Raw genomic sequence first — 18,716 nt, 5'->3', positions numbered from 1 at the left:
GAATGACAAGAGATTGGCTGCACTTAGAGAGTATGCTCAAACGGCTTGAATTCTAAATCCGAAACTTGAGTAATTTATTATTTATGTCACAAATTTACAAGATATTTCTGACAAATCAAATTTATTTATTAGTTTTGCGATGTTAATAATAACCCAAAACCTATTAAACTAATTATTCATTATATGAGACCATACCATGTCCTCATTGCGGGTTTACTCTGCATGGCAACTCCATCGATTGCCGACAACGATTTCAAGCCCAGTGTCAACATCGACCTTCAGACACGCGTCAGCTATCTCAACGACCGCGTCGACCACCAGATACGTCACGACGCTTCGGGATTTAAGGGCGACTACTTCTTTTTCAGGGTGAGCGGACAATTGACCGACCGACTCACATATTCATGGCGACAGCGCATCAATCAAAAGAAGAACGAGAACGACCGGTTTGACGGCACCGACTGGGTATATCTCGACTATAAGCTGAACGACCACTGGAGCGTGGCTGCCGGAAAGCAGGTGGCTCTTGTTGGCGGATACGAGTACGACCGCTGCCCTATCGACATATACGTCTCGTCTGAATTCTGGAACAACATCGATCCGTTCCAGTTTGGCGCCAGCGCTACCTATACCACCACCAACGGCAAGAGCCGTTTCAGCGGCCAGGTGACCCAAAGCCTCTTCAATACGCCTGCCAACCGCGACATGCTCGCCTATCATCTGCACTGGGCTGGCAACTACGGATGGCTCAACACGCTCTATTCGGCAAATATGATTGAGTATATGCCGGGCAAATTCATTTCGTACATAGCCCTCGGCAACAAATTCAACGCTGGCAATGCATCACTCGAGCTCGACTTTATGAACCGTGCGGCAAGCCATCAGACCTACTTCTTCAAGGACTGTTCGGTGATGGCGCGCCTCGACTATCGTCTTATTCCGCATCTCGGACTGTACGGCAAGTTCACATACGACGTTAACCGTACCGACACCAATGCCGACTTGTGCGTATTGCCGGGCACAGAGATGACGGCGTATGGCGGCGGTGTGGAGTTCTTCCCTACCAAAGGCAAGCCCGACGTGCGCGTAAGTCTGGGCGTGTCGCACTCTGCCGGCACCAACAGCAACCCCTCAGGAACACTCAATGACAACCATACTACTGTGCGACTGGCGTTCATTGCCAAGCTGCATCTGCTGTCGTGGAAAAGCAAATAGGCTTATTATTAATGTTAAGTGTTAAATGTTAAGTGTTAAATGTTGAGTGTTAGATGTTGAATGTTTAATTATTAATGAGCAATGAGTAAGATAAATCAAAAAAGCAAGAAGCTCATTCCGAGCGGAGTGTGGTGCATCGCGTCAGTAACAGTCTTGTTCGGCTATCTGGGCATAATAATGGGCGTACCCAACATGCTCAACACAATCATGAAGACAGCCCACGACCTTCTGCTCAACACCGTGTTCTATCTGATGAGTATATGTGTGATAACGGGTGCCCTGGGCAGAGTGTTTGTGGAGTTTGGCGTGGTGGCTTTGCTTGAGCGTACGCTGCGTCCGCTGATGCGCCCCATATTCAATCTGCCTGGCGTAACGTCGTTGGGCGCCGTGATGACATTCCTCTCGGACAATCCCGCCATCATATCGCTTGCCAACGACAAGCGCTTTGCAAGCTACTTCAAGAAGTACCAATTCATATCGCTCACCAACTTCGGCACGGCATTCGGAATGGGACTGCTCGTCATAGTGTTCATGGCAAGCCAGGGATATTACGTGGCTCCGCTCATAGGACTTGTAGGAGCGTGCTGCGGATGCGTATGCTCCACACGGCTGATGCAGCGCTTCGTGCTTAAGGCCTATCCGCAATATGCCGTTGAGGATGCCGTATCGAAGGAAGATATAGAGGAAGAAGAGGAGGAAGACAAGAAGACCGAGAAGACAGTATTCATCCGTCTGCTCAACGCTATGCTCGACGGCGGACGCAGCGGTGTAGAAGTGGGCATAGCCATCATCCCCGGCGTGCTCATCATCTCTACCTTTGTGATGATATTTACGTTCGGTCCGGCTGTGGACGGAACGTACAACGGCGCTGCCTATCAGGGCGTAGAACTGCTGCCTTGGCTCGCCAATAAGATTGACTTCGTGTTCGAGTGGCTGTTCGGATTCCACGACCCGCACCTCGTAGCCTTCCCGATTACTGCTCTCGGAGCGGTAGGTGCAGCCCTCAGTCTGATTCCGGGATTCATCACTCACGGATGGATTGACGGCAATGCCATAGCTGTATTCACTGCCATCGGTATGTGCTGGAGCGGATTCCTCAGCACCCATACCGCCATGCTCGACTCCATCGGCTATCGCGACCTTACACCGAAGGCCATCATGGCGCACTTCTGCGGCGGACTCGTTGCTGCCATCAGTGCCCACTGGATGTTCTGGTTGTATACGTGTATTGCAGGGTAGAAAAAAGCAGCGGAGGTCTCCAGCCTCCGCTACTTATGCCAACTGCTACATCATTTCTCTTTTAAACCATAGTTCAAACACACAATCAGCAAGATATACGCCATCCTTCTCAATGGTAATAATCTCTTTGTCTATCAGACTTTTCTTTATGCGGTCGACATTCGACTTGCTACCCAAGGGATATGACTCAGCGACCGATTGAGTGGTGAATCCAGAATGAATGCCATTGCACAAAAGGCGAATAAAGTTGAGTTGATAAGTGGTAAGCCCCTCCGTCTGTTGTATAAAGAGACTGCTGTTTTGCTCCAACAAAGCCTTCAGACCTTCTGTAAAACTCTCCTCATCAACCTCATTCTCCGTTTCAGCCATCACGTTCCACGCAAGTTGCTGCACATAAGAGGAATAGTTCCTGACTTCTTGACAGATTCTGCAGGCATACTCTTCGCTTATCTTCTTGCCAAACTTCTCAAATCGAGAACAAATAAAAGGCACCCAATATTCCGTAGGAATGCACTTGAGATGTAGCATTTCGCCAAACTGATAGAAAGGCATGCGACGACTTTGGAAAATATTCTCCATCAGATGCTTCTTGCTGCCAAAGAAACAATAAGACACATTCTGATGGTGCTGCCAAACACCACGCAGGCGTTTTTGTATACTCAGCGAATCGGGGAACTCCCCTATCTGCTGAAACTCATCAATGCATACTACAAGTCTGACACCAAGTTCCTTAGCTATACGCTCTGGAAGATTCAGAATTTCTTCTGGAGAATAATCCTTTGGCGTTATTCCCAATGAAACAGAAAATTCAGAATTAGGTTCAGGACTAAATGACAGCTTTGGCGAAATTCTAACCAGGAAACGCTTAATATTCTCCATCACTTGCTCCAAATGACTGCCAGTGGATTTCATTATGGTTTCGGCAAATCGATTATAGAAATCGTATTCACTACGGCAGTCATATATATCCATATATACGATTTTAAGCATCGGATTGTTAATCTCTGAAATCACTTTTTTTATAAGCGAAGTCTTTCCCATGCGTCGTGGAGAAATGAGAATAACATTGATGCCATTTTCAAAATCAAGCCTGATACGCTTGGTTTCTTCAATTCGGTCGGTAAAGTTGTTGCCACCTACTGACATACCGTATATAAAAGCTTTTTCCATAACCTTCAGTCATTATTACTTTTTGCAAAGTTAATGAAAAAAAAACAAAGTTCACAAAGTTGTGGACCACAACTTTGTGAACTTTCACTGAAATCTCTGCGCTACATTCCTGGTCTTGAAATCCTCATTATCTCTCCTGCCTTCGACTTCTCGCTGTCGAAAGTCAATACGTCGTATATGGCGATGGCATTCTCGGGGTCGACAATGTGGGGTGCCATGAGTCGCAAAACCTTGAGTTGCTTGTCGCTGAATGTGAACATCTTCATCATGCGGGCAGTCTGGCTGCATGAGTAGAAGCATCCGAGGCTTGCCACTTCAATGAGATCGAACTTATTGTCGTCGAAGCTTGCATTCTTCACCTTGTTGTACAGTCGGCTGAAGGATGCGTCGTCGAGACAGTAGCCGTAATAAGCCGGACCGTCAGGACCTGCCCCTGCACCGTATGGAGGAGCTGGTCGCTGATTGCAGTTTCCGATTTCGCTATTAGTGTTGTTATCCCAATATTTAGTTTCATAAGCCACTACCCTACCGTTAAGGTCAAAGCCTACGACAATGCGCTTGCTCTCGCCCGTCAAGGCATTCATCTTGTAGTACTCCCATCTGTCGCCGTAAGCGTCGAAGTTCGTGAGCTTGGGCTGTCCCAGTATGGCCACTACCTCCTGCTTGGTCATTCCGCGTTCCACAGTCTTCTTCACCTTTGCCTGTGCCGAAAGGCACACTGCCATCATCATAAAGCTTGTGACTATAAGAGCCATCCATTCGTTTCTCTTCATAAACTGTGCTATTTATTGAGGGTTGTTGTATGTTTCTTATCCGGTTGCAAAAGTAGTAAGTTATGCTGAAAGGAGAATGGTGTAATTCCCTATGGGTTTATAGGAAAATCCCTAAAAGCAAAATCGGGCGCAGCAACAATTTGTTTTTGCGGGCAAATACGCATATTTCAAAATATAATTTATAACTTTGTACCAAAAGTTCAAAATGATAATTTGAAAAATAAAGATATATGATAAGCAAAGACATACTTAAACAGGTTTTAGCTACCAACCAAAATGATATCAAAAACTACAAGATAGTGCCTCGTGAATTGCCTTCAGATGACTTCACGTGTCGTGTATTTGTAGGTGTACGTCGTGCAGGCAAGTCTTTTATGCTATACCAAAAGATACAGCAGCTGTTGGCTTTGGGGCATAGTTGGGACGAAATGCTCTATCTGAACTTTGAAGACGACCGTCTCACTCAGTTCGACAGTAGCGATTTTGAACTGATATTGGAGGCTCATGCAGAAATGTACGGAAAACGCCCGATGCTGTTCTTGGATGAAATTCAGAATATAGAAGGTTGGGAAAAGTTTGCCCGTCGACTGGCCGATGCAAAGTATTACGTATGGGTAACGGGCAGTAACGCAAAGATGCTATCATCAGAAGTTATGACAACATTAGGAGGACGATACCTGGCAACAGAAGTTTACCCATACGATTTCCGTGAATTTTTAAAGATACAAGACATTGCTTATGATGAAATATCGCTATTGGCAACCGAGTCAAGGGCAATGGTACTACGAGCCTGGAACGAATATCTATTGTGGGGAGGATTGCCTGAGTCGGTAGGCCTTGCTGTGAAACGCGACTATCTGAGCAGTACATTCCAAAAAATATATCTCGGTGATATTGCAAGCCGTAACAAAATAGCCAACCCAAACATTCTACGCTTGATGTTAAAAAAATTGGCAGAGAATGTCGGGCAACCCGTATCATACAATCGCCTGGCCAATATCCTTTCCTCTGTAATTGGAAAAATCACGATGCCAACTGTCAGTAAATACATAGAATACAGCGAGGCAGCCTGGCTATTATTACGCCTGAGAAATGTTTCTGCACCTTTCGCTGAAAAAGAAACTTCTTGTAAATACTATTTTATAGACAATGGTGTGCTCGATTTGTTCCTTCTTGACGGAGAGACTATGCTGCTTGAAAACATCGTTGCCCTCGCACTCTTCCGTAAATACGGACATGATTCTGACAACGAAAGGGTTTTCTTCTATAATAATAAAGTAGAAGTTGACTTTTATGTTCCCTATGAACGGCTTGCCATACAAGTTTCTTATAGTATCACACAGTCTCCTGCTACTTACGAGCGTGAGGTCAATGCTTTGAAGAGAATACCTGGTGTGCTCTCTTGTAAGCGTCGTTTGATCTTGACAAACGACGAATCCGACAGAATAGAAGACAGTTTTGGAACAATAGAAGTGATGCCAGTGTGGAAATGGCTTTTACAATAAACTTGTTGAAATTAATAGCCCCTTTCCATATAGCATAACACCTAACATTCAACATTTAACACTTGACATTAAAAAAAAGGAGTCCTTTTGCCTTCCAAATGTAGCCCTTTTGCTCTCCAAAAGGACTCCTTTTACACACCAAAAGGACCCCTTTTGCAAGCCAAAAGGAGTCCTTTTTATTTTTACTATTGTTTGTACCATCCGCAAAGGGGGCAAAAGGGGTACTTTCATGTGATTTTGCCGGCTTCATATCAGGTGTCCTTGCGCTGCTTCATACTGTGATAGCCGAAGCGGCAGCGCAGGCAGTCCTTGCGCTCGCAGTAGCGTGTGTGCAGCTGGATGAGCGACTGCGAGTCGGCTGCATTGTCGGCTGTTATGCCGCACTCGTGCCACAGGCGTATATGGGTGTTGTCCTCGGGGGGCAGCGAAATGAGCAGATCGTTGGCGCGAGCCATGAGGAGTTCGTCCTTGCGGTGGTTGCCGTAGGCGTGCAGCATGGGCACTACGGCGTTGATAATGAGCAGGTCGATGGATGCCGGCGAGAGATGCTTGGCATTGCTGCGCGATGCGTTGCCGAAGGTGTAGTGGGTCTGCCAGTAGGGGCTGACGGCGGTCTGCAGCGCCTGGCGCACCTCTGCGAGCGTGCTGCATGTGGTGATACGGCTCAGGTCGGCATTGCGCGAGCAGTATAGCTGGGCAAGCTGCGAGAGGCGTATGTAGGGGAAGTTCTGCGGACGCAGGCGCAGAAACCGCCACGTCTGGCGCTGCATGGCTGTGAGCGAGAACTTGTGGGCGAGATATTCCCACTCGTTTCTGAGCCGCACGAAGTAAGGGTCGGCTGTGGCAGCGGCTCGCTGGCGCTCGTTCATCTGGCTGGTGTCGAGCAGTCCGGCAGAGCCTATGAACAGCGCCTCGACCTGAAACGGGTCGTCGCGGTGGTGTGCCACCTGCATGAAGGGCAACTGTGCCGCCCACTGCTCGAACGCCTCGCTGTTGACGCCGAAGCCGAAGCTGCGCGCTATGGTGGCGAAGAAAGCCTGCTCCCACGATCCGCCTGCCGCCCGGACACGTTGCTCTATGGCTGCACACTTGTCGGCAAGGCGTTCGGCTCCGAGCGCGCTCATCCACGAATGTACGGTTAGCCGCGGCAGCTGCATCACCGTTTCGCGGCACGGCGGATAGTGGTCGGCAGCCAGCAGACGGCGGTAGTTCTGCATGACATAAGGCGGTACGTGCAGCTCCATTTGCGGCGGACGCGAGCCGTCGGCGGTCACTACGTCGGCATCTATCACCGATGCCACGTGCAGCACTACATTGTTATACGCCGGATTCTGGTCGTGCGAGTGCATGAACCAGTCGGCTGAGCGCTCGTGTATCTCCACGTTGCCCACCCACATGGTGCCGTCGATGCGCAGCTTGGCGTTGAAGAAGTCGGGCCCCGAATGCGTGTTGTGCAGTCCGGGATCGATGATTTCCACCGCTCTTCCGTCGGTGGTGCGCAGTTCATGCAGCGGCATTATGCGGTGCTTCCATATATAGTGCAGTAGTTGTTCCATAGATTTGGTTTAGGATATTAGTCGAACAGCGACGGTTCTGCGGCGTTGCTGCCCGTCATTGGGCGTCCGAGATGCTGGTAAGCGAGCGGTGTAACCATGCGTCCGCGCTGCGTTCGCTTGATGAATCCCTCCATGATGAGATACGGCTCGTACACTTCCTCGACGGTGCCGGTGTCCTCGCCGATGGCGGTGGCTATGGTGCTGACGCCGACAGGACCTCCGTGGAACTTGTCGATGATGGTCAGCAGTATCTTGTTGTCAATCTCGTCGAGACCATACTGGTCGATGTTGAGCGCCGAGAGCGACAGCCGTGCTATGTCGCGGTCGATGCGTCCGTTGCCCTTCACCTGCGCAAAGTCGCGCACACGGCGCAGCAGGGCGTTGGCTATACGGGGCGTTCCGCGTGAGCGGCGTGCTATCTCTATGGCGGCATCGTCGTCGATTGGTACCCGCATTATGGCTGCCGAGCGCTTTATAATCTTCTGAAGCATCTCGGGGCCGTAATATTCCAGGTGCAGATTGATGCCGAATCGGGCGCGCAACGGGGCTGTAAGCAGACCGCTACGGGTGGTAGCTCCGACGAGCGTAAAGGGATTCAAATCTATCTGGATGGAGCGTGCCGACGGACCTTTGTCTATCATTATGTCGATGCGATAGTCTTCCATTGCCGAGTATAGATACTCCTCGACGACGGGCGACAGACGATGTATCTCGTCGATGAAGAGCACGTCGCGCGGCTCAAGCGATGTGAGTATGCCGGCAAGGTCGCCCGGCTTGTCGAGCACGGGTCCGCTTGTTATCTTGAATCCCACGCCGAGTTCGTTGGCAATGATGTTGCTCAGTGTGGTCTTGCCCAATCCCGGAGGACCGTGCAAGAGAGTGTGGTCGAGCGGTTCGCCACGATACTTGGCAGCCTCAACGAACACTTCCAGGTTCTCCACCACCTTCTGCTGTCCGCTGAAGTCGCCGAATCGCAACGGTCTAAGGGCGTTCTCAAAGTCCTTCTCGCCCTTACGCGCCTGCTCCTCGCGTATATCGAAATCTTCTTCCATTATACTTTATTAAAACGATTATGTTCTGCAAAGATAACGATTTTTATTAAGAAAGGCTTTGCAGACCCAAACTAAACCGTTATATTTGTACACAAATTGCAATCAATACACTATGATACAATTACAAGACAGTATATCTTTGTTGAAGAATTTCAAACAGAAGTTTGGTGATACTTACGGCATTACCAAACTCGGAATTTTCGGTTCTGTTGCAAGAGGAGAAAATACTGAAGACAGCGATATTGATATTGTTGTAGAAGTAAAATCACCGTCATTTGTATTAATGCACGATTTGCGTGAGGCTTTGTCTTCTTTATTCAATTGTAAGGTTGATTTAGTGCGCCTTCGCAAATCATTGCGACCGTTGTTTTTGTCAAACATTAATAATGATGTAGTGTATGTATAACATAAAATTCATGATAAATTAGAAGAGATAAAGGAATCTATTGAGCTGATACAGGAATGGAGTAAGAATGTTGTATCAGCTGATGATTTTATGCTTTCTCCTGATTAGTATATGGCGTTTAACGCTTGTGTAATGCGATTGCAAGTTATCGGTGAACATGTAGGAAAATTATTGAAGGTTCCAGAAAAACCATTATCGACTTATTCATCCATTCCGTGGGAAGCAATATATGATATGCGTAATCTTATTTCTCATGAGTATGCCAATATAGACGAAGAAATAGTGTACGACACTATACGAAATGGGTTGCCCCAACTACTTGAAGTAGTGGAGTAACTATTGAAACAGTATTAAGCTATTCTGGAGATAACATTAAATTAACGCAACTTCAATTCACCTCAACCTCAGCATTCTGCCTATTATCAACCGCTTGTATTGTCGCTTGAAATCGTCGGGCAGAAACGATATGTCGATAAGGTCGAGCCACTTGATGAGCGCCTTGCGAAACTTCTTGGCAATGTTGTCGAGCACCTTTTCGTTCACTCCCGACGCTATTATCGACTTCTCGAAGTCGCTGCGCTTTATCCTTGCCTTCTTGCCATTGAGCGTAAGCGCAAGTTCTTCCTTGTCCTCGGGCATAACGATGGCTGTCGAAAGGAGGTCGTAGGCGGGCGTTAGCGTGTAGCCGAGGGGTGTCTTGTATAGCGAGAAGTTCTTGAGGTGCATGTCCGAATTGCCCGTTATCCACGAGAACACTACCACTTCCCAGTAGTTCACGAGGTCGAGTTGGGGCGTGGCTGAATACTTCTTTATCTGCTTTGCTATCTGCTCGTACGACCCTTTGTACTTGTATTCCGTCAGACGTTCGGACAGTTGGCACATGTCTTCCATTGCTATCTTCATTCCATTGCGCTCGCGGTCGATGCGACGGGTGATGTAACACAGCTCGCCGTCGGCAAAACGGATGAGCGAATGGGGCACTACGGCTATCTTTGCAGCCTCAGCCATGTGCATGGTGAGGTCTTCGAGCTCCGGCAAAGCACGATAAGCGTCGGTCTGTGGTTTCAGAATGTAGCGTCCCCACAGTCCTACGATGGTGAAACGGTCGGGCTCGTTGCGTCCGCCGGGATTTACATCGAGCGACAGTTTGGCCTGAACACCGGTCAGCGTTGTCTGCGCCCGCACTACTCTTTTTGCCAATTCAGCAATCTGACTGCGACGATAAGGCAGGGCAGGAGCCTCCTTCACGCCGAACAATTTGCGTGCGCAGGCTGGATGGAAGTCGGTTTGCCCGTCCTTCAGAGGCTTATAGCAGTATAGACATCTGTTCATAGTCAATGGAGTGTTAATGTGGTTAGGTGGGTTTGTTGGGTTAGACATCTTCTACGGGCACTACGCTGACCGCCCCGATGCAGTCCTTGCAGCATGCAAGCAAGAGCGACATGCGGTCGCGCTGGTTGATTTTCCAGCTGCGTTCGGCAATGTTGAGCAGCCATCCTTCGGGAATTAGTCCGTCGAAGAATGGGAACAGCACCTTGTCTTCGTATGGTTCGCTGCGCAGGGGCATTGTAAGGCTAATCGGTTCGACGTCCGACCGCTGCAGATAATCAGCATCGTAGACAAACGAAAATCCGTTCTCGTCCTCGGTAAGCAGTCCGGCATACCGGTCGTACATGTAAATCTTGGCACTCTTCATTATTCCTCGTATTTTATAACATTTCTACTTGTCGACTCGTTACTTGTGTACTTGTCAACTCGTCTACTTGTCAATTCGTCTACTCGTCACCCATTCTACTTGCTGTCGGCACCGCCCCCAACTCGTGTCCGAACAATGCCAGCACTTGATTTACTTTGTCGAGACGCAGCGTTGGTTTGCCTTGCTCAAGCTCGCGAACGAACCTCAGCCCTACTCCCGACTTCTCTGCTAGGTCTACCTGGGTGAGATTGAACATCTTGCGACGCTCCTTTACGAATGTTGATATTGGTGTATCCATATCGAATAGTTATGTTGAATTATACCCTTTCGGGTGCAAATATAACGAATTTATTTTATATTGCACCCGAAAGGGTATAAAATTATGATGCCAATATTATTAAAATAAAAAAAACCGTACTGTTTCTTTGTAAAATCCATGCAAAACCGCTACTTTTGTTTTTATATATTAACCTTTCAATCCAACTTACTATTATGCTCGTAAAGACTTATTCTGCTGCTGTGAACGGCCTTGATGTGACCACTGTGACTGTTGAAGTGAACATTGTACCCGGTGTGATGTATCGCATGACGGGACTGGGCGACATGGCTGTAAGAGAAGGTCGCGACCGCATAGCATCTGCCGTTCAGTTCAACGGATATAAGTTTCCGCACGGCGACATTACCATAAACCTTGCTCCAGCCGACCTCAGAAAGGAGGGAAGCTCGTTCGATCTGCCGCTTGCCATCGGCATTTTGGCGGCAAGCGGAGCAATAACAAGCGATGTGCTCAACCAGTTTATGATGGTGGGAGAATTGGGCCTTGACGGAAAACTGCAACCTATAAAGGGCGCATTGCCTATTGCCATAAAGGCGAGGAAGGAGAAACTCAGGGGACTGATTGTGCCGAAGCAGAACGAACGCGAAGCTGCTGTGGTCAACAACCTCGAAGTTTACGGCATGGAAAACATCCTTGACGTAATAAAACTGCTTACCGGTGCCTCGGTGTTTGAGCCTACTATCGTTGACACACGACGCGAATTTTACGAGCAGCAATACAAATACGACCTCGACTTTGCCGACGTTCGCGGCCAGGAGAACGTGAAGCGTGCCCTGGAAGTAGCTGCGGCGGGCGGTCACAATCTGATAATGGTGGGCCCACCGGGCTCGGGCAAGTCGATGATGGCAAAGCGTCTGCCCTCCATACTGCCTCCGTTGTCACTCGCCGAGAGTCTGGAGACAACGCAGATACACAGCGTTGCGGGCAAGTTGAGGCGTGGCACGTCGCTCATTTCGCAACGTCCGTTCCGCTCGCCACATCATACCATCAGCGAAGTGGCGCTTGTCGGCGGTGGCACGAACCCCCAGCCGGGCGAGATTTCGTTGGCTCACAACGGCGTTCTTTTTGCCGACGAGCTGCCGGAATTCAACAAGCAGACCCTCGAAGTGCTGCGCCAGCCGCTCGAAGACCATAAGATAACCATCTCACGATCAAAATATACTGTTGAATTTCCATGTTCCTTTATGTTCATCGCTTCGATGAACCCATGCCCTTGTGGCTACTACAACGACCCAACGCACAAATGTTGCTGCACACCGGGACAAATACAGCGCTACATGAACAAGATTTCGGGCCCGCTGCTCGACCGCATTGACATACAGTGCGAGATAAGCCCCGTGCCGTTCAAAGACATATCAAAGGCGGCGCCAGGCGAGGCGAGTGCCACCATACGCCAGCGCGTCATCAAAGCACGCGACATACAGGCGGAGCGATATCGCACACACAAAGGCATACACTGCAACGCGCAGATGACGGAGCGCATGATTCACCAATACGCCGAACCCGACAACACCGGGATGGACCTCCTACGCATGGCGATGGAGCGCTTCTCACTGTCGGCACGCGCCTACAGTCGCATACTGAAGGTGGCGCGCACCATCGCCGACCTTGACGCCAGCGACAGCGTGCAGCAACACCACCTCGCCGAGGCTATAGGCTACCGCAACCTCGACCGTGGCGATTGGGCGGAGAGGTAGTCAGCTGAACCTTAAGGACCTCACGAACGTGCGTCCCCCCCAGTCCGTCCGAAAACATTAGTTTGGAGAATATCACAGAGGGCAGAGTCGCTATCGCAACTTCACCTAAACCCATCTAAGGGCATACAAGTTTTCATATTAAAATTTCAGTTTATGTTAAACAAATTGTCATAAGGGCCAAGAAAAGCCGATATGAGTAATAATTATGCGTGTTTTTCGATGGTAATAGTCTTTATATAAGAGATGCTATAAGTGCTGGCACCCCTTTGAGGAATATGGCACGACGAAGGTTGTAAGATAGGCAGAATAGACCCATCTCAGCCATTACTTTCAGTTTGCCTTTCAGTAAAAAATAGTATTGTCCAAGTGTCCGCTTCATGGTTCCAAAAGGATGTTCGGAGAGACACTTACGATTATCCATCTTGTTCTGATCGAGATGCAAAATGTAACAAACAACTTTCTTTATAACCTTCGTTCTTGGAGGTTTCGGTTTGTCATCGTTCTCATCTTTAAGTTGCTTACGCTTTGCTTTGGTTGTTCTAATCAAGGTATCCTTACCAAAGTCAGCCTCCTTGAATTTCTGTACGGTACACTTACACTTGCATTTCTTGCAAGCGAGCTTGTTGCAGTATCGTATCATGCCGTTTCTCTTGGTTGACTTCTGTCTCAGTATTTCCCCTTGAGGACAATAGACAAGGTTACGTTCGGCATCCCTTACAAAGTATCCATCAAGAGCCTTAGCACGCATTTGTTCTGGTGTCATCTGAAGTACTGCAGAATCAGCCACATCAGATGAGTATTCCTTGATTTCTGCGATATGGACATCGGTTAGGATATCCTTGTATGTATCTGGGATAACACCTGCTTCAAGGCAAGCCTTCATATCTTCGGGCTTTGTGCTTGCCTTCTGTGCGTCAGTTATAGTCGCCTCATTGTAGTTAAACTGAACTTGCTCTGTGCATCCGCCATCACGCTGTATAACATTTGGTATAATACCATTAGCCAATGCATCAGCATGATCCTCAGGACATTCATATCCCTTATCTGCTGTAGTTTCAAGAACCTCTACGCCATAATCGGCTTTCACCTCTGATGCAACGCTTGTAATTAGACCATGGTCGGTAGGACTGTCTGTTACTTGAAAGCCGGCTATCATGTGGCTTCCTGCATCAACGGCGGTCTGCACATTATAGCCGACACAAAAGCCTTCGTTAGCTTTCATTAGTCGGGAGTCTGGGTCGGTTAGGGAAATCTGACTTTCGCCACTCTTTTCAAGAGTATCACGATAGCCCTCATAACGTTCCTTGCGCTCCTTACAAACATCGAGTTTACGTTGCAACTCGTCTTTTGAGAGCTTGCGCCCTTCTTCATGGTCGTATGCATCAAGCTCTTCCATGTAGATTGAAATATGCTCATCAAGACGCTTGATTCGATCATCGAGTTTGTTAAGAGTTAGGTTGTTGTCCTTGGCATTTACAGCCTTGAACTTGCTTCCGTCAATGGAGATATATGACTTGGAGAAGAGCTTCAGTCCCATGCAGAACTTGTTGAACTCCTTATATACTTTAGTTATAGCCTTTTTGTTATCCTTGCGGAAATCAGAGATTGTACGAAAGTCGGGAGTCAGCTTGTTAAGCAGCCACATAACCTCTACGTTACACTTGCATTCACGGGCTAGTTTACGAGAGGAACGTACCTGATAGAAGTAACCATAAATATAGAGTTTGAGCAGATCGCGAGGATCATATCCAGGAGTGCCAGTCTCAGCCGGAGTACTGCGAATAAATTCAAGTTCATCCATTTTGAGGCTGTCAACGAAAGCATCAAACAAGCGAACCGGGGCGTCTGACTCTACATACTCGTCAATGCAATCTGGGAAAAGAACCCTCTGACGTCTATCTTGACCTTTTTTATATGCCATATTTTAGTGAATTATATACTATAAATATAAGCAAAATAATTGATTTTCAAGAATATACAAAGTTAAAACAAATATAACAAGCATAATGAATAGTAACCATTATCAGCTGTTCACTATCCTAATAGGTTTTCGGACAGCCTCCCCCCAAAAAACTTTGTGATGCCACGATGCTTCCCTTAGCAAGGATAAAGAATAATCACTATAAAACAGTAAAATTTACAAATTAAACGAGAATGATAGCCTCTCTATAATTAGTCGAGCCTTAAAAACTTCGCACATGCGCGCATGTGAATGCATTATATGTGATAACCGACCATTGTCCCTCTGTCATGAGCCTCCTAATGACCCATTTGAAAAGGCACAAAAAGAGCCTCATGGCTCTTTTGAGGTTATATGCGGCAGCAGCGAGCATGACATTTATAGAGTCTCCGAAAAGACCCTTGTAGAAGTTCCGTCCCAGACGATGGTCGCTCTTGCGTCCACGACCGTCCTTTCCCTTATTCCTGTCATCCTCCTCCTTCTTCTTGTCCTCCATGGCAAGATTGATGTGGATGCTTTCCTTGAGGATAAGCTCCACGCCCTCCTCTCCGATACGGTGACGGAAATGTACAAGCTCGGATGAGGCGTAAGGTGCAGATATACTGAAAGCCTCAAGACCGCAAAAGTACTGATAGTAGGCAGACAGGTAATAATCCCTCTAAACCCATCGGCTTTGCATTGGTTACCTGAGCGAAACGGATGCAAGCCGAGCCAAAAGGTGTTTGAACTGACTATATTGGGAGTATGTAACAGGTATCTTAAAAAAATGACTGCGGATGCAGAGATTACGAAAAATGTCAGTTTCCATACGAGCCGTCACACATTTGCCGTGCTGACACTGGCTGCTGGAAGTGACTTGTACACAGTAGGCAAGTTGCTCGGACATACGAGCATAAATTCAACACAGGTGTATGCCGATGTGGTTATGGAAACAAAGGTTGAAGCCATTAGCCGAATTTCAAATTATTTTTCTAACTTGTAAAATACGGGGCTGCGCCGTAAACCTTAATTACGACACAGCCCCATATTTTCATCATCACTTTATTTTATATGCAGCTTTACGTGGATTATTTTTTCCGATAACCACATTTTGGGCATACTCCATCCGCGTTGAGGGCGACACCGCAAAGAGGACAGCGGTCGATGTTATTCTTTGTGGTAAACTCGGCAGACGCGGCATTCACACCGCTTGTGAAAGTGATCTTAGCGATGTTCAGTTTGTCTTTCAACAAGTCATATACAATCTTAATCATACCTTCCACTGTCATGGTTTCTTTGGTAACAACCAGACGGGCATCGGGGTAAGCCGTTGCCAATTCGGTCTTGAAGGCCTCTCCTTTCATTTTGTTTTGCGGATGGCCGTTTTTGATGCCTTGCTTTTCATACACATCAAGAATGGCAGGAAGCAAAGGGTCATCTTCGCGGAGCACCAAGGCATGGTCAAAATTCTTCAACAGGCTCCATGCCACCTTTTGGATTTCATTACAAGGGTACACCATGTTTACACCTTCTTCAACCGTATCTTCCACCTCAATGGTCAGTGTGCCAGTGTGACCGTGAAGATACTGGGCTTCGCCTTGGAAGCCATAGAACCGATGTGCATACTGCAAATCGAAAGTCGTGATACTTCTCATACTTTTTACTTTTTAGAGTTTAACTTTGGGTTATTTATCGTTATCTGCACCTGTATTCGGCTAATGTCAACCGATGCAAAATTCTTTTCTTTCAAATACTGTCGTATCAATTCCGTAAGCCCTTCATCCATATAATCCAAGATGCTCTCTCCCTCGAATATGTGGTGATGCTCTGTCACGGTAATGTCATAATAGCTTTTCCCCACTTCGGGATGGAACACAAGTGATAACAGATTAGCCTTGCAAAACGAATCAAGAATGCGATAGATGGTTGAGATGGTTATCTCATTATTTTTGGATTGCACACACTTGATTATTTCATCAATGGCAGCATGACGCAATTCCATCATAACCTCATAAACCACTTTACGTTGCGGAGTGATTTTTAGGCCTGCGTTCTTTATAATCTCCGTACTTTCCATTCTTCTCGTATTTTGATGCAACAAAGTTAATGATAATATTTCGCATTTGCAAATTTTTTATCAACAAAATTGCTGCTTTTTGAAGAATAAAACCGCATCACCTATTTATCTGTTCGAAGATAGTGGCATACTGGTGGGGTTCACATATAATGATGTGGTTCCCGAGTGTTATATTATCACTATGGATGGTCCTGAATCGGAACCTTTCGCCGACGTTGCGCCCTACATTTTTGAGGATCTGGGACGCGCCTATGCTGTCGTAAAGAAGCAATACCGCAATACAGACCTCAAAAACATGTTATCGGACTCAACCTCGTCGAAATACATTCCTTAGATTCTGTCTATCAGAAATTCACCTGGCCCATGTGGGAATGTATAGAGTCTATGCACAATGGAGCAATTCTAATCAAAAAGGCTCGACTAATTAAACAAAAAGTGTTATCTTTACATCGTGAACATAAACAATGGCCATTCACCTATGTCCTTGATAAATCATCGTAGGCGTAGTGCTAGATGGCATGGAGCGAGCCAAAAAGTGGGACAATCAGCGGCCCCTCTTTTCTTAGACCGAACAGACATTCAATGCGAGATCACTCCCGTGCCGTTCAAGGACATATCGAAGGCCGAACCGGGCGAACCCAGCTCGGCAATACGCGAGCGTGTGATCAAGGAGCGCGACATTCAGACTGCACGCTTCAAAGAATACCGTGGCATTCATTGCAATGCTCAGATGACAGAGCGCATGATTCACGAGTTTGCCGAGCCCGATGACGCTTCCATCGCTCTTCTGCGCACAGCCATGGAGAAGTTCTCGCTGTCGGCACGCGCCTACAATCGTATTCTGAAAGTAGCACGTAGTATTGCCGATCTTGACGGTTCGGAGCGTGTAGAGGTGCAGCACATCAGCGAAGCCATTGGTTATAGAAATCTCGACAGAGGCGATTGGGCAGAGCGAAGGTTGTATTAGAAAGGTAAAAGAGTTGAAAAGTAAAAAAGTAAAAAAGTAAAAGGGTTAAAAAGTAAAAAGGACTTTTTGATCTTAATTTGATAAAAGAAAACAAATATGAACAATTCAATAGAAATATACCGTTCGCAAGACGGCAGCGTACAACTTAACGTTAAGTTGGAGAATGAGACAGTGTGGCTTACACAAAGTCAAATGGCAGAGTTGTTTGGACGCGACCGAACAGTTATCACACGTCATATAAACAATTGCTACAAAGAGGGCGAACTCGATAAAAATATCACATGTGCAAAATTTGCACATATGGGTAAAGACCAAGATCAAACGTATGAGACAACAATGTACAATCTCGATGTTATCATCTCCGTAGGTTATCGCGTAAAATCCATACAAGGCACTCGTTTCCGTCAGTGGGCAACCTCCGTTCTCAAGCAATACCTCATCAAAGGCTACGTCATCAACCAGCAGCTCAAGCTCGACCGATACAACGAGCTTAAGAACGTGGTGCGGCTGATGGGGCGTGCCATAGGTATGCAGGAGAAGGTCACAACGGATGAATATAGCGGACTGTTCAATGTTATCTGCAATTAATAACGAACAACAACTTCTATGGATAATCGCCAAAACATAATAATATATCGTACGACTGACGGTAAAGCGTCAGTTGCTCTGTACGCTAAAGATGGTAAGGTTTGGCTTAACCAACAGCAGATGGCAGAACTTTTTGCCACCTCCAAACAAACCATAAGTCATCATGTCATTAACATATTGAAGGAGAGAGAACTAGAAGAATCAGCAGTTGTCAAACAATATTTGACAACTGCCAGTGATGGCAAGACTTATAATGCTTGAAGACATTGAGAATATGATTAAATCTAAATAGTGATATTTGATTTCCTGGTTTCATTCCTGCATTGGAATGATAACCAGGATTTTTTTGTAACTTTGCCGACGAAAAGCGCAATTGTGACATTGCGGTCTTTTCGGGGAAATTATTTGAAGGGATATTATAATTCTTATTTACTCAAGTTTCGGATTTAGAATTCAAGCCGTTTGAGCATACTCTCTAAGTGCAGCCAATCTCTTGTCA

General features: G+C 47.0%; 20 protein-coding genes and 3 pseudogenes. 11 read left to right on the top strand and 12 right to left on the bottom strand.

All coding sequences use genetic code 11. The annotated features are described in order from the left end of the window. Positions 1-222 precede the first annotated feature (222 nt). Together I6E49_RS12720 and I6E49_RS12715 are read left to right on the top strand one after the other, a co-directional pair. Entirely contained in the window at positions 223-1,215 is a 993-nt protein-coding gene (locus I6E49_RS12720; RefSeq protein WP_235402769.1) for a porin, read from the top strand. A gap of 81 nt (positions 1,216-1,296) precedes the next feature. Further along, positions 1,297-2,454 carry a CD0519/CD1768 family membrane protein gene (locus I6E49_RS12715; protein ID WP_235402766.1) on the top strand — a complete coding sequence of 386 codons (1,158 nt, stop codon included), beginning with the start codon at positions 1,297-1,299 and terminating at the stop codon, positions 2,452-2,454. A 45-nt stretch (positions 2,455-2,499) separates the two neighbouring features. Here the strand turns inward: I6E49_RS12715 and I6E49_RS12710 are convergent, their stop codons facing one another. Both I6E49_RS12710 and I6E49_RS12705 read right to left on the bottom strand, forming a co-directional pair. Continuing rightward, positions 2,500-3,624, bottom strand: coding sequence for an AAA family ATPase (locus tag I6E49_RS12710; protein ID WP_235402765.1), 1,125 nt, complete (start codon positions 3,622-3,624; stop codon positions 2,500-2,502). 101 nt (positions 3,625-3,725) lie between these two features. After that, positions 3,726-4,397: a DUF4476 domain-containing protein gene (locus I6E49_RS12705; protein ID WP_235402763.1), complete on the bottom strand. Its 672-nt coding sequence runs from the start codon at positions 4,395-4,397 to the stop codon at positions 3,726-3,728. A 230-nt stretch (positions 4,398-4,627) separates the two neighbouring features. On the opposite strand from I6E49_RS12705, the gene I6E49_RS12700 reads away from it, so the two are divergent. After that, on the top strand, positions 4,628-5,902 hold the full coding sequence (locus I6E49_RS12700; protein ID WP_235402762.1) for an ATP-binding protein: 1,275 nt from the start codon (positions 4,628-4,630) through the stop codon (positions 5,900-5,902). Between the two features lie 251 nt (positions 5,903-6,153). Here I6E49_RS12700 and I6E49_RS12695 read toward each other — a convergent pair whose 3' ends face one another. Then, positions 6,154-7,458, bottom strand: a complete 1,305-nt coding sequence (locus I6E49_RS12695) for a DUF2851 family protein (RefSeq protein WP_235402760.1) — start codon at positions 7,456-7,458, stop codon at positions 6,154-6,156. A 17-nt stretch (positions 7,459-7,475) separates the two neighbouring features. Then, on the bottom strand, positions 7,476-8,510 hold the full coding sequence (gene ruvB, locus I6E49_RS12690; RefSeq protein WP_235402755.1) for a Holliday junction branch migration DNA helicase RuvB: 1,035 nt from the start codon (positions 8,508-8,510) through the stop codon (positions 7,476-7,478). A 112-nt stretch (positions 8,511-8,622) separates the two neighbouring features. Between ruvB and I6E49_RS12685 the strand changes: the two genes are divergently transcribed. Both I6E49_RS12685 and I6E49_RS12680 read left to right on the top strand, forming a co-directional pair. Then, positions 8,623-8,916, top strand: a complete 294-nt coding sequence (locus tag I6E49_RS12685; RefSeq protein ID WP_235402753.1) for a nucleotidyltransferase family protein — start codon at positions 8,623-8,625, stop codon at positions 8,914-8,916. 111 nt (positions 8,917-9,027) lie between these two features. After that, positions 9,028-9,252, top strand: coding sequence for a HepT-like ribonuclease domain-containing protein (locus I6E49_RS12680; RefSeq protein WP_262911560.1), 225 nt, complete (start codon positions 9,028-9,030; stop codon positions 9,250-9,252). Between the two features lie 57 nt (positions 9,253-9,309). Here the strand turns inward: I6E49_RS12680 and I6E49_RS12675 are convergent, their stop codons facing one another. The 3 genes from I6E49_RS12675 to I6E49_RS12665 form a co-directional block, all read right to left on the bottom strand. Next, positions 9,310-10,248: a HipA domain-containing protein gene (locus tag I6E49_RS12675; protein WP_235402747.1), complete on the bottom strand. Its 939-nt coding sequence runs from the start codon at positions 10,246-10,248 to the stop codon at positions 9,310-9,312. Between the two features lie 40 nt (positions 10,249-10,288). After that, entirely contained in the window at positions 10,289-10,612 is a 324-nt protein-coding gene (locus I6E49_RS12670; RefSeq protein ID WP_235402746.1) for a HipA N-terminal domain-containing protein, read from the bottom strand. Between the two features lie 79 nt (positions 10,613-10,691). Continuing rightward, positions 10,692-10,910 carry a helix-turn-helix transcriptional regulator gene (locus I6E49_RS12665; protein WP_235392377.1) on the bottom strand — a complete coding sequence of 73 codons (219 nt, stop codon included), beginning with the start codon at positions 10,908-10,910 and terminating at the stop codon, positions 10,692-10,694. A gap of 194 nt (positions 10,911-11,104) precedes the next feature. Between I6E49_RS12665 and I6E49_RS12660 the strand changes: the two genes are divergently transcribed. Then, on the top strand, positions 11,105-12,646 hold the full coding sequence (locus I6E49_RS12660; RefSeq protein WP_235402745.1) for a YifB family Mg chelatase-like AAA ATPase: 1,542 nt from the start codon (positions 11,105-11,107) through the stop codon (positions 12,644-12,646). A gap of 232 nt (positions 12,647-12,878) precedes the next feature. On the opposite strand, the gene I6E49_RS12655 is transcribed toward I6E49_RS12660, so the two are convergent. The 3 genes and pseudogenes from I6E49_RS12655 to I6E49_RS12650 form a co-directional block, all read right to left on the bottom strand. Then, positions 12,879-14,567, bottom strand: coding sequence for a transposase (locus I6E49_RS12655; protein ID WP_235402743.1), 1,689 nt, complete (start codon positions 14,565-14,567; stop codon positions 12,879-12,881). Positions 14,568-14,829: 262 nt separating this feature from the next. Continuing rightward, positions 14,830-15,042, bottom strand: a pseudogene (locus I6E49_RS14770) (hypothetical protein); the annotation flags it as partial. 48 nt (positions 15,043-15,090) lie between these two features. Beyond that, positions 15,091-15,249 (bottom strand): annotated as a pseudogene (locus tag I6E49_RS12650) (IS5/IS1182 family transposase); the annotation flags it as partial. Between the two features lie 75 nt (positions 15,250-15,324). On the opposite strand from I6E49_RS12650, the gene I6E49_RS12645 reads away from it, so the two are divergent. Continuing rightward, entirely contained in the window at positions 15,325-15,588 is a 264-nt protein-coding gene (locus tag I6E49_RS12645) for a tyrosine-type recombinase/integrase (RefSeq protein WP_256387340.1), read from the top strand. An 85-nt stretch (positions 15,589-15,673) separates the two neighbouring features. On the opposite strand, the gene I6E49_RS12640 is transcribed toward I6E49_RS12645, so the two are convergent. Together I6E49_RS12640 and I6E49_RS12635 are read right to left on the bottom strand one after the other, a co-directional pair. Next, the gene (locus I6E49_RS12640; protein WP_094380541.1) at positions 15,674-16,240 is read right to left on the bottom strand and encodes a 6-carboxytetrahydropterin synthase; all 567 of its coding nucleotides are present in this window, start codon (positions 16,238-16,240) and stop codon (positions 15,674-15,676) included. 5 nt (positions 16,241-16,245) lie between these two features. Continuing rightward, positions 16,246-16,662 carry a Fur family transcriptional regulator gene (locus I6E49_RS12635; RefSeq protein WP_235402741.1) on the bottom strand — a complete coding sequence of 139 codons (417 nt, stop codon included), beginning with the start codon at positions 16,660-16,662 and terminating at the stop codon, positions 16,246-16,248. A gap of 181 nt (positions 16,663-16,843) precedes the next feature. Here I6E49_RS12635 and I6E49_RS12630 point away from each other — a divergent pair, with 181 nt between their 5' ends. The 4 genes and pseudogenes from I6E49_RS12630 to I6E49_RS12615 all read left to right on the top strand — a co-directional run bounded on the left by I6E49_RS12630 (position 16,844) and on the right by I6E49_RS12615 (position 18,478). Further along, complete coding sequence (locus I6E49_RS12630) at positions 16,844-16,996, top strand: hypothetical protein (protein ID WP_235402739.1); 153 nt, start codon at positions 16,844-16,846, stop codon at positions 16,994-16,996. Between the two features lie 231 nt (positions 16,997-17,227). Then, positions 17,228-17,629: pseudogene (locus I6E49_RS12625) on the top strand (YifB family Mg chelatase-like AAA ATPase); the annotation flags it as partial. A gap of 96 nt (positions 17,630-17,725) precedes the next feature. Continuing rightward, positions 17,726-18,217, top strand: a complete 492-nt coding sequence (locus I6E49_RS12620; RefSeq protein ID WP_235402738.1) for a virulence RhuM family protein — start codon at positions 17,726-17,728, stop codon at positions 18,215-18,217. 18 nt (positions 18,218-18,235) lie between these two features. Beyond that, the gene (locus I6E49_RS12615; protein WP_235402733.1) at positions 18,236-18,478 is read left to right on the top strand and encodes a hypothetical protein; all 243 of its coding nucleotides are present in this window, start codon (positions 18,236-18,238) and stop codon (positions 18,476-18,478) included. Positions 18,479-18,716 lie beyond the last annotated feature (238 nt).

This window comes from Leyella stercorea (assembly GCF_021531655.1).
The sequence above is the reverse complement of the archived record's forward strand: the minus strand, read 5'-3'. Positions and strand labels throughout refer to the sequence as shown.

Bases quoted from the DNA above. Each gene is read 5' to 3' on its own strand.
- I6E49_RS12720 (WP_235402769.1), top strand. From the start codon at position 223: ATGGCAACTCCATCGATTGCCGACAACGATTTCAAGCCCAGTGTCAAC.
- I6E49_RS12715 (WP_235402766.1), top strand. From the start codon at position 1,297: ATGAGTAAGATAAATCAAAAAAGCAAGAAGCTCATTCCGAGCGGAGTG.
- I6E49_RS12710 (WP_235402765.1), bottom strand. From the start codon at position 3,624: ATGGAAAAAGCTTTTATATACGGTATGTCAGTAGGTGGCAACAACTTT.
- I6E49_RS12705 (WP_235402763.1), bottom strand. From the start codon at position 4,397: ATGAAGAGAAACGAATGGATGGCTCTTATAGTCACAAGCTTTATGATG.
- I6E49_RS12700 (WP_235402762.1), top strand. From the start codon at position 4,628: ATGATAAGCAAAGACATACTTAAACAGGTTTTAGCTACCAACCAAAAT.
- I6E49_RS12695 (WP_235402760.1), bottom strand. From the start codon at position 7,458: ATGGAACAACTACTGCACTATATATGGAAGCACCGCATAATGCCGCTG.
- ruvB (WP_235402755.1), bottom strand. From the start codon at position 8,510: ATGGAAGAAGATTTCGATATACGCGAGGAGCAGGCGCGTAAGGGCGAG.
- I6E49_RS12685 (WP_235402753.1), top strand. From the start codon at position 8,623: ATGATACAATTACAAGACAGTATATCTTTGTTGAAGAATTTCAAACAG.
- I6E49_RS12680 (WP_262911560.1), top strand. From the start codon at position 9,028: ATGGCGTTTAACGCTTGTGTAATGCGATTGCAAGTTATCGGTGAACAT.
- I6E49_RS12675 (WP_235402747.1), bottom strand. From the start codon at position 10,248: ATGAACAGATGTCTATACTGCTATAAGCCTCTGAAGGACGGGCAAACC.
- I6E49_RS12670 (WP_235402746.1), bottom strand. From the start codon at position 10,612: ATGAAGAGTGCCAAGATTTACATGTACGACCGGTATGCCGGACTGCTT.
- I6E49_RS12665 (WP_235392377.1), bottom strand. From the start codon at position 10,910: ATGGATACACCAATATCAACATTCGTAAAGGAGCGTCGCAAGATGTTC.
- I6E49_RS12660 (WP_235402745.1), top strand. From the start codon at position 11,105: ATGCTCGTAAAGACTTATTCTGCTGCTGTGAACGGCCTTGATGTGACC.
- I6E49_RS12655 (WP_235402743.1), bottom strand. From the start codon at position 14,567: ATGGCATATAAAAAAGGTCAAGATAGACGTCAGAGGGTTCTTTTCCCA.
- I6E49_RS12640 (WP_094380541.1), bottom strand. From the start codon at position 16,240: ATGAGAAGTATCACGACTTTCGATTTGCAGTATGCACATCGGTTCTAT.
- I6E49_RS12635 (WP_235402741.1), bottom strand. From the start codon at position 16,662: ATGGAAAGTACGGAGATTATAAAGAACGCAGGCCTAAAAATCACTCCG.
- I6E49_RS12630 (WP_235402739.1), top strand. From the start codon at position 16,844: ATGGATGGTCCTGAATCGGAACCTTTCGCCGACGTTGCGCCCTACATT.
- I6E49_RS12620 (WP_235402738.1), top strand. From the start codon at position 17,726: ATGAACAATTCAATAGAAATATACCGTTCGCAAGACGGCAGCGTACAA.
- I6E49_RS12615 (WP_235402733.1), top strand. From the start codon at position 18,236: ATGGATAATCGCCAAAACATAATAATATATCGTACGACTGACGGTAAA.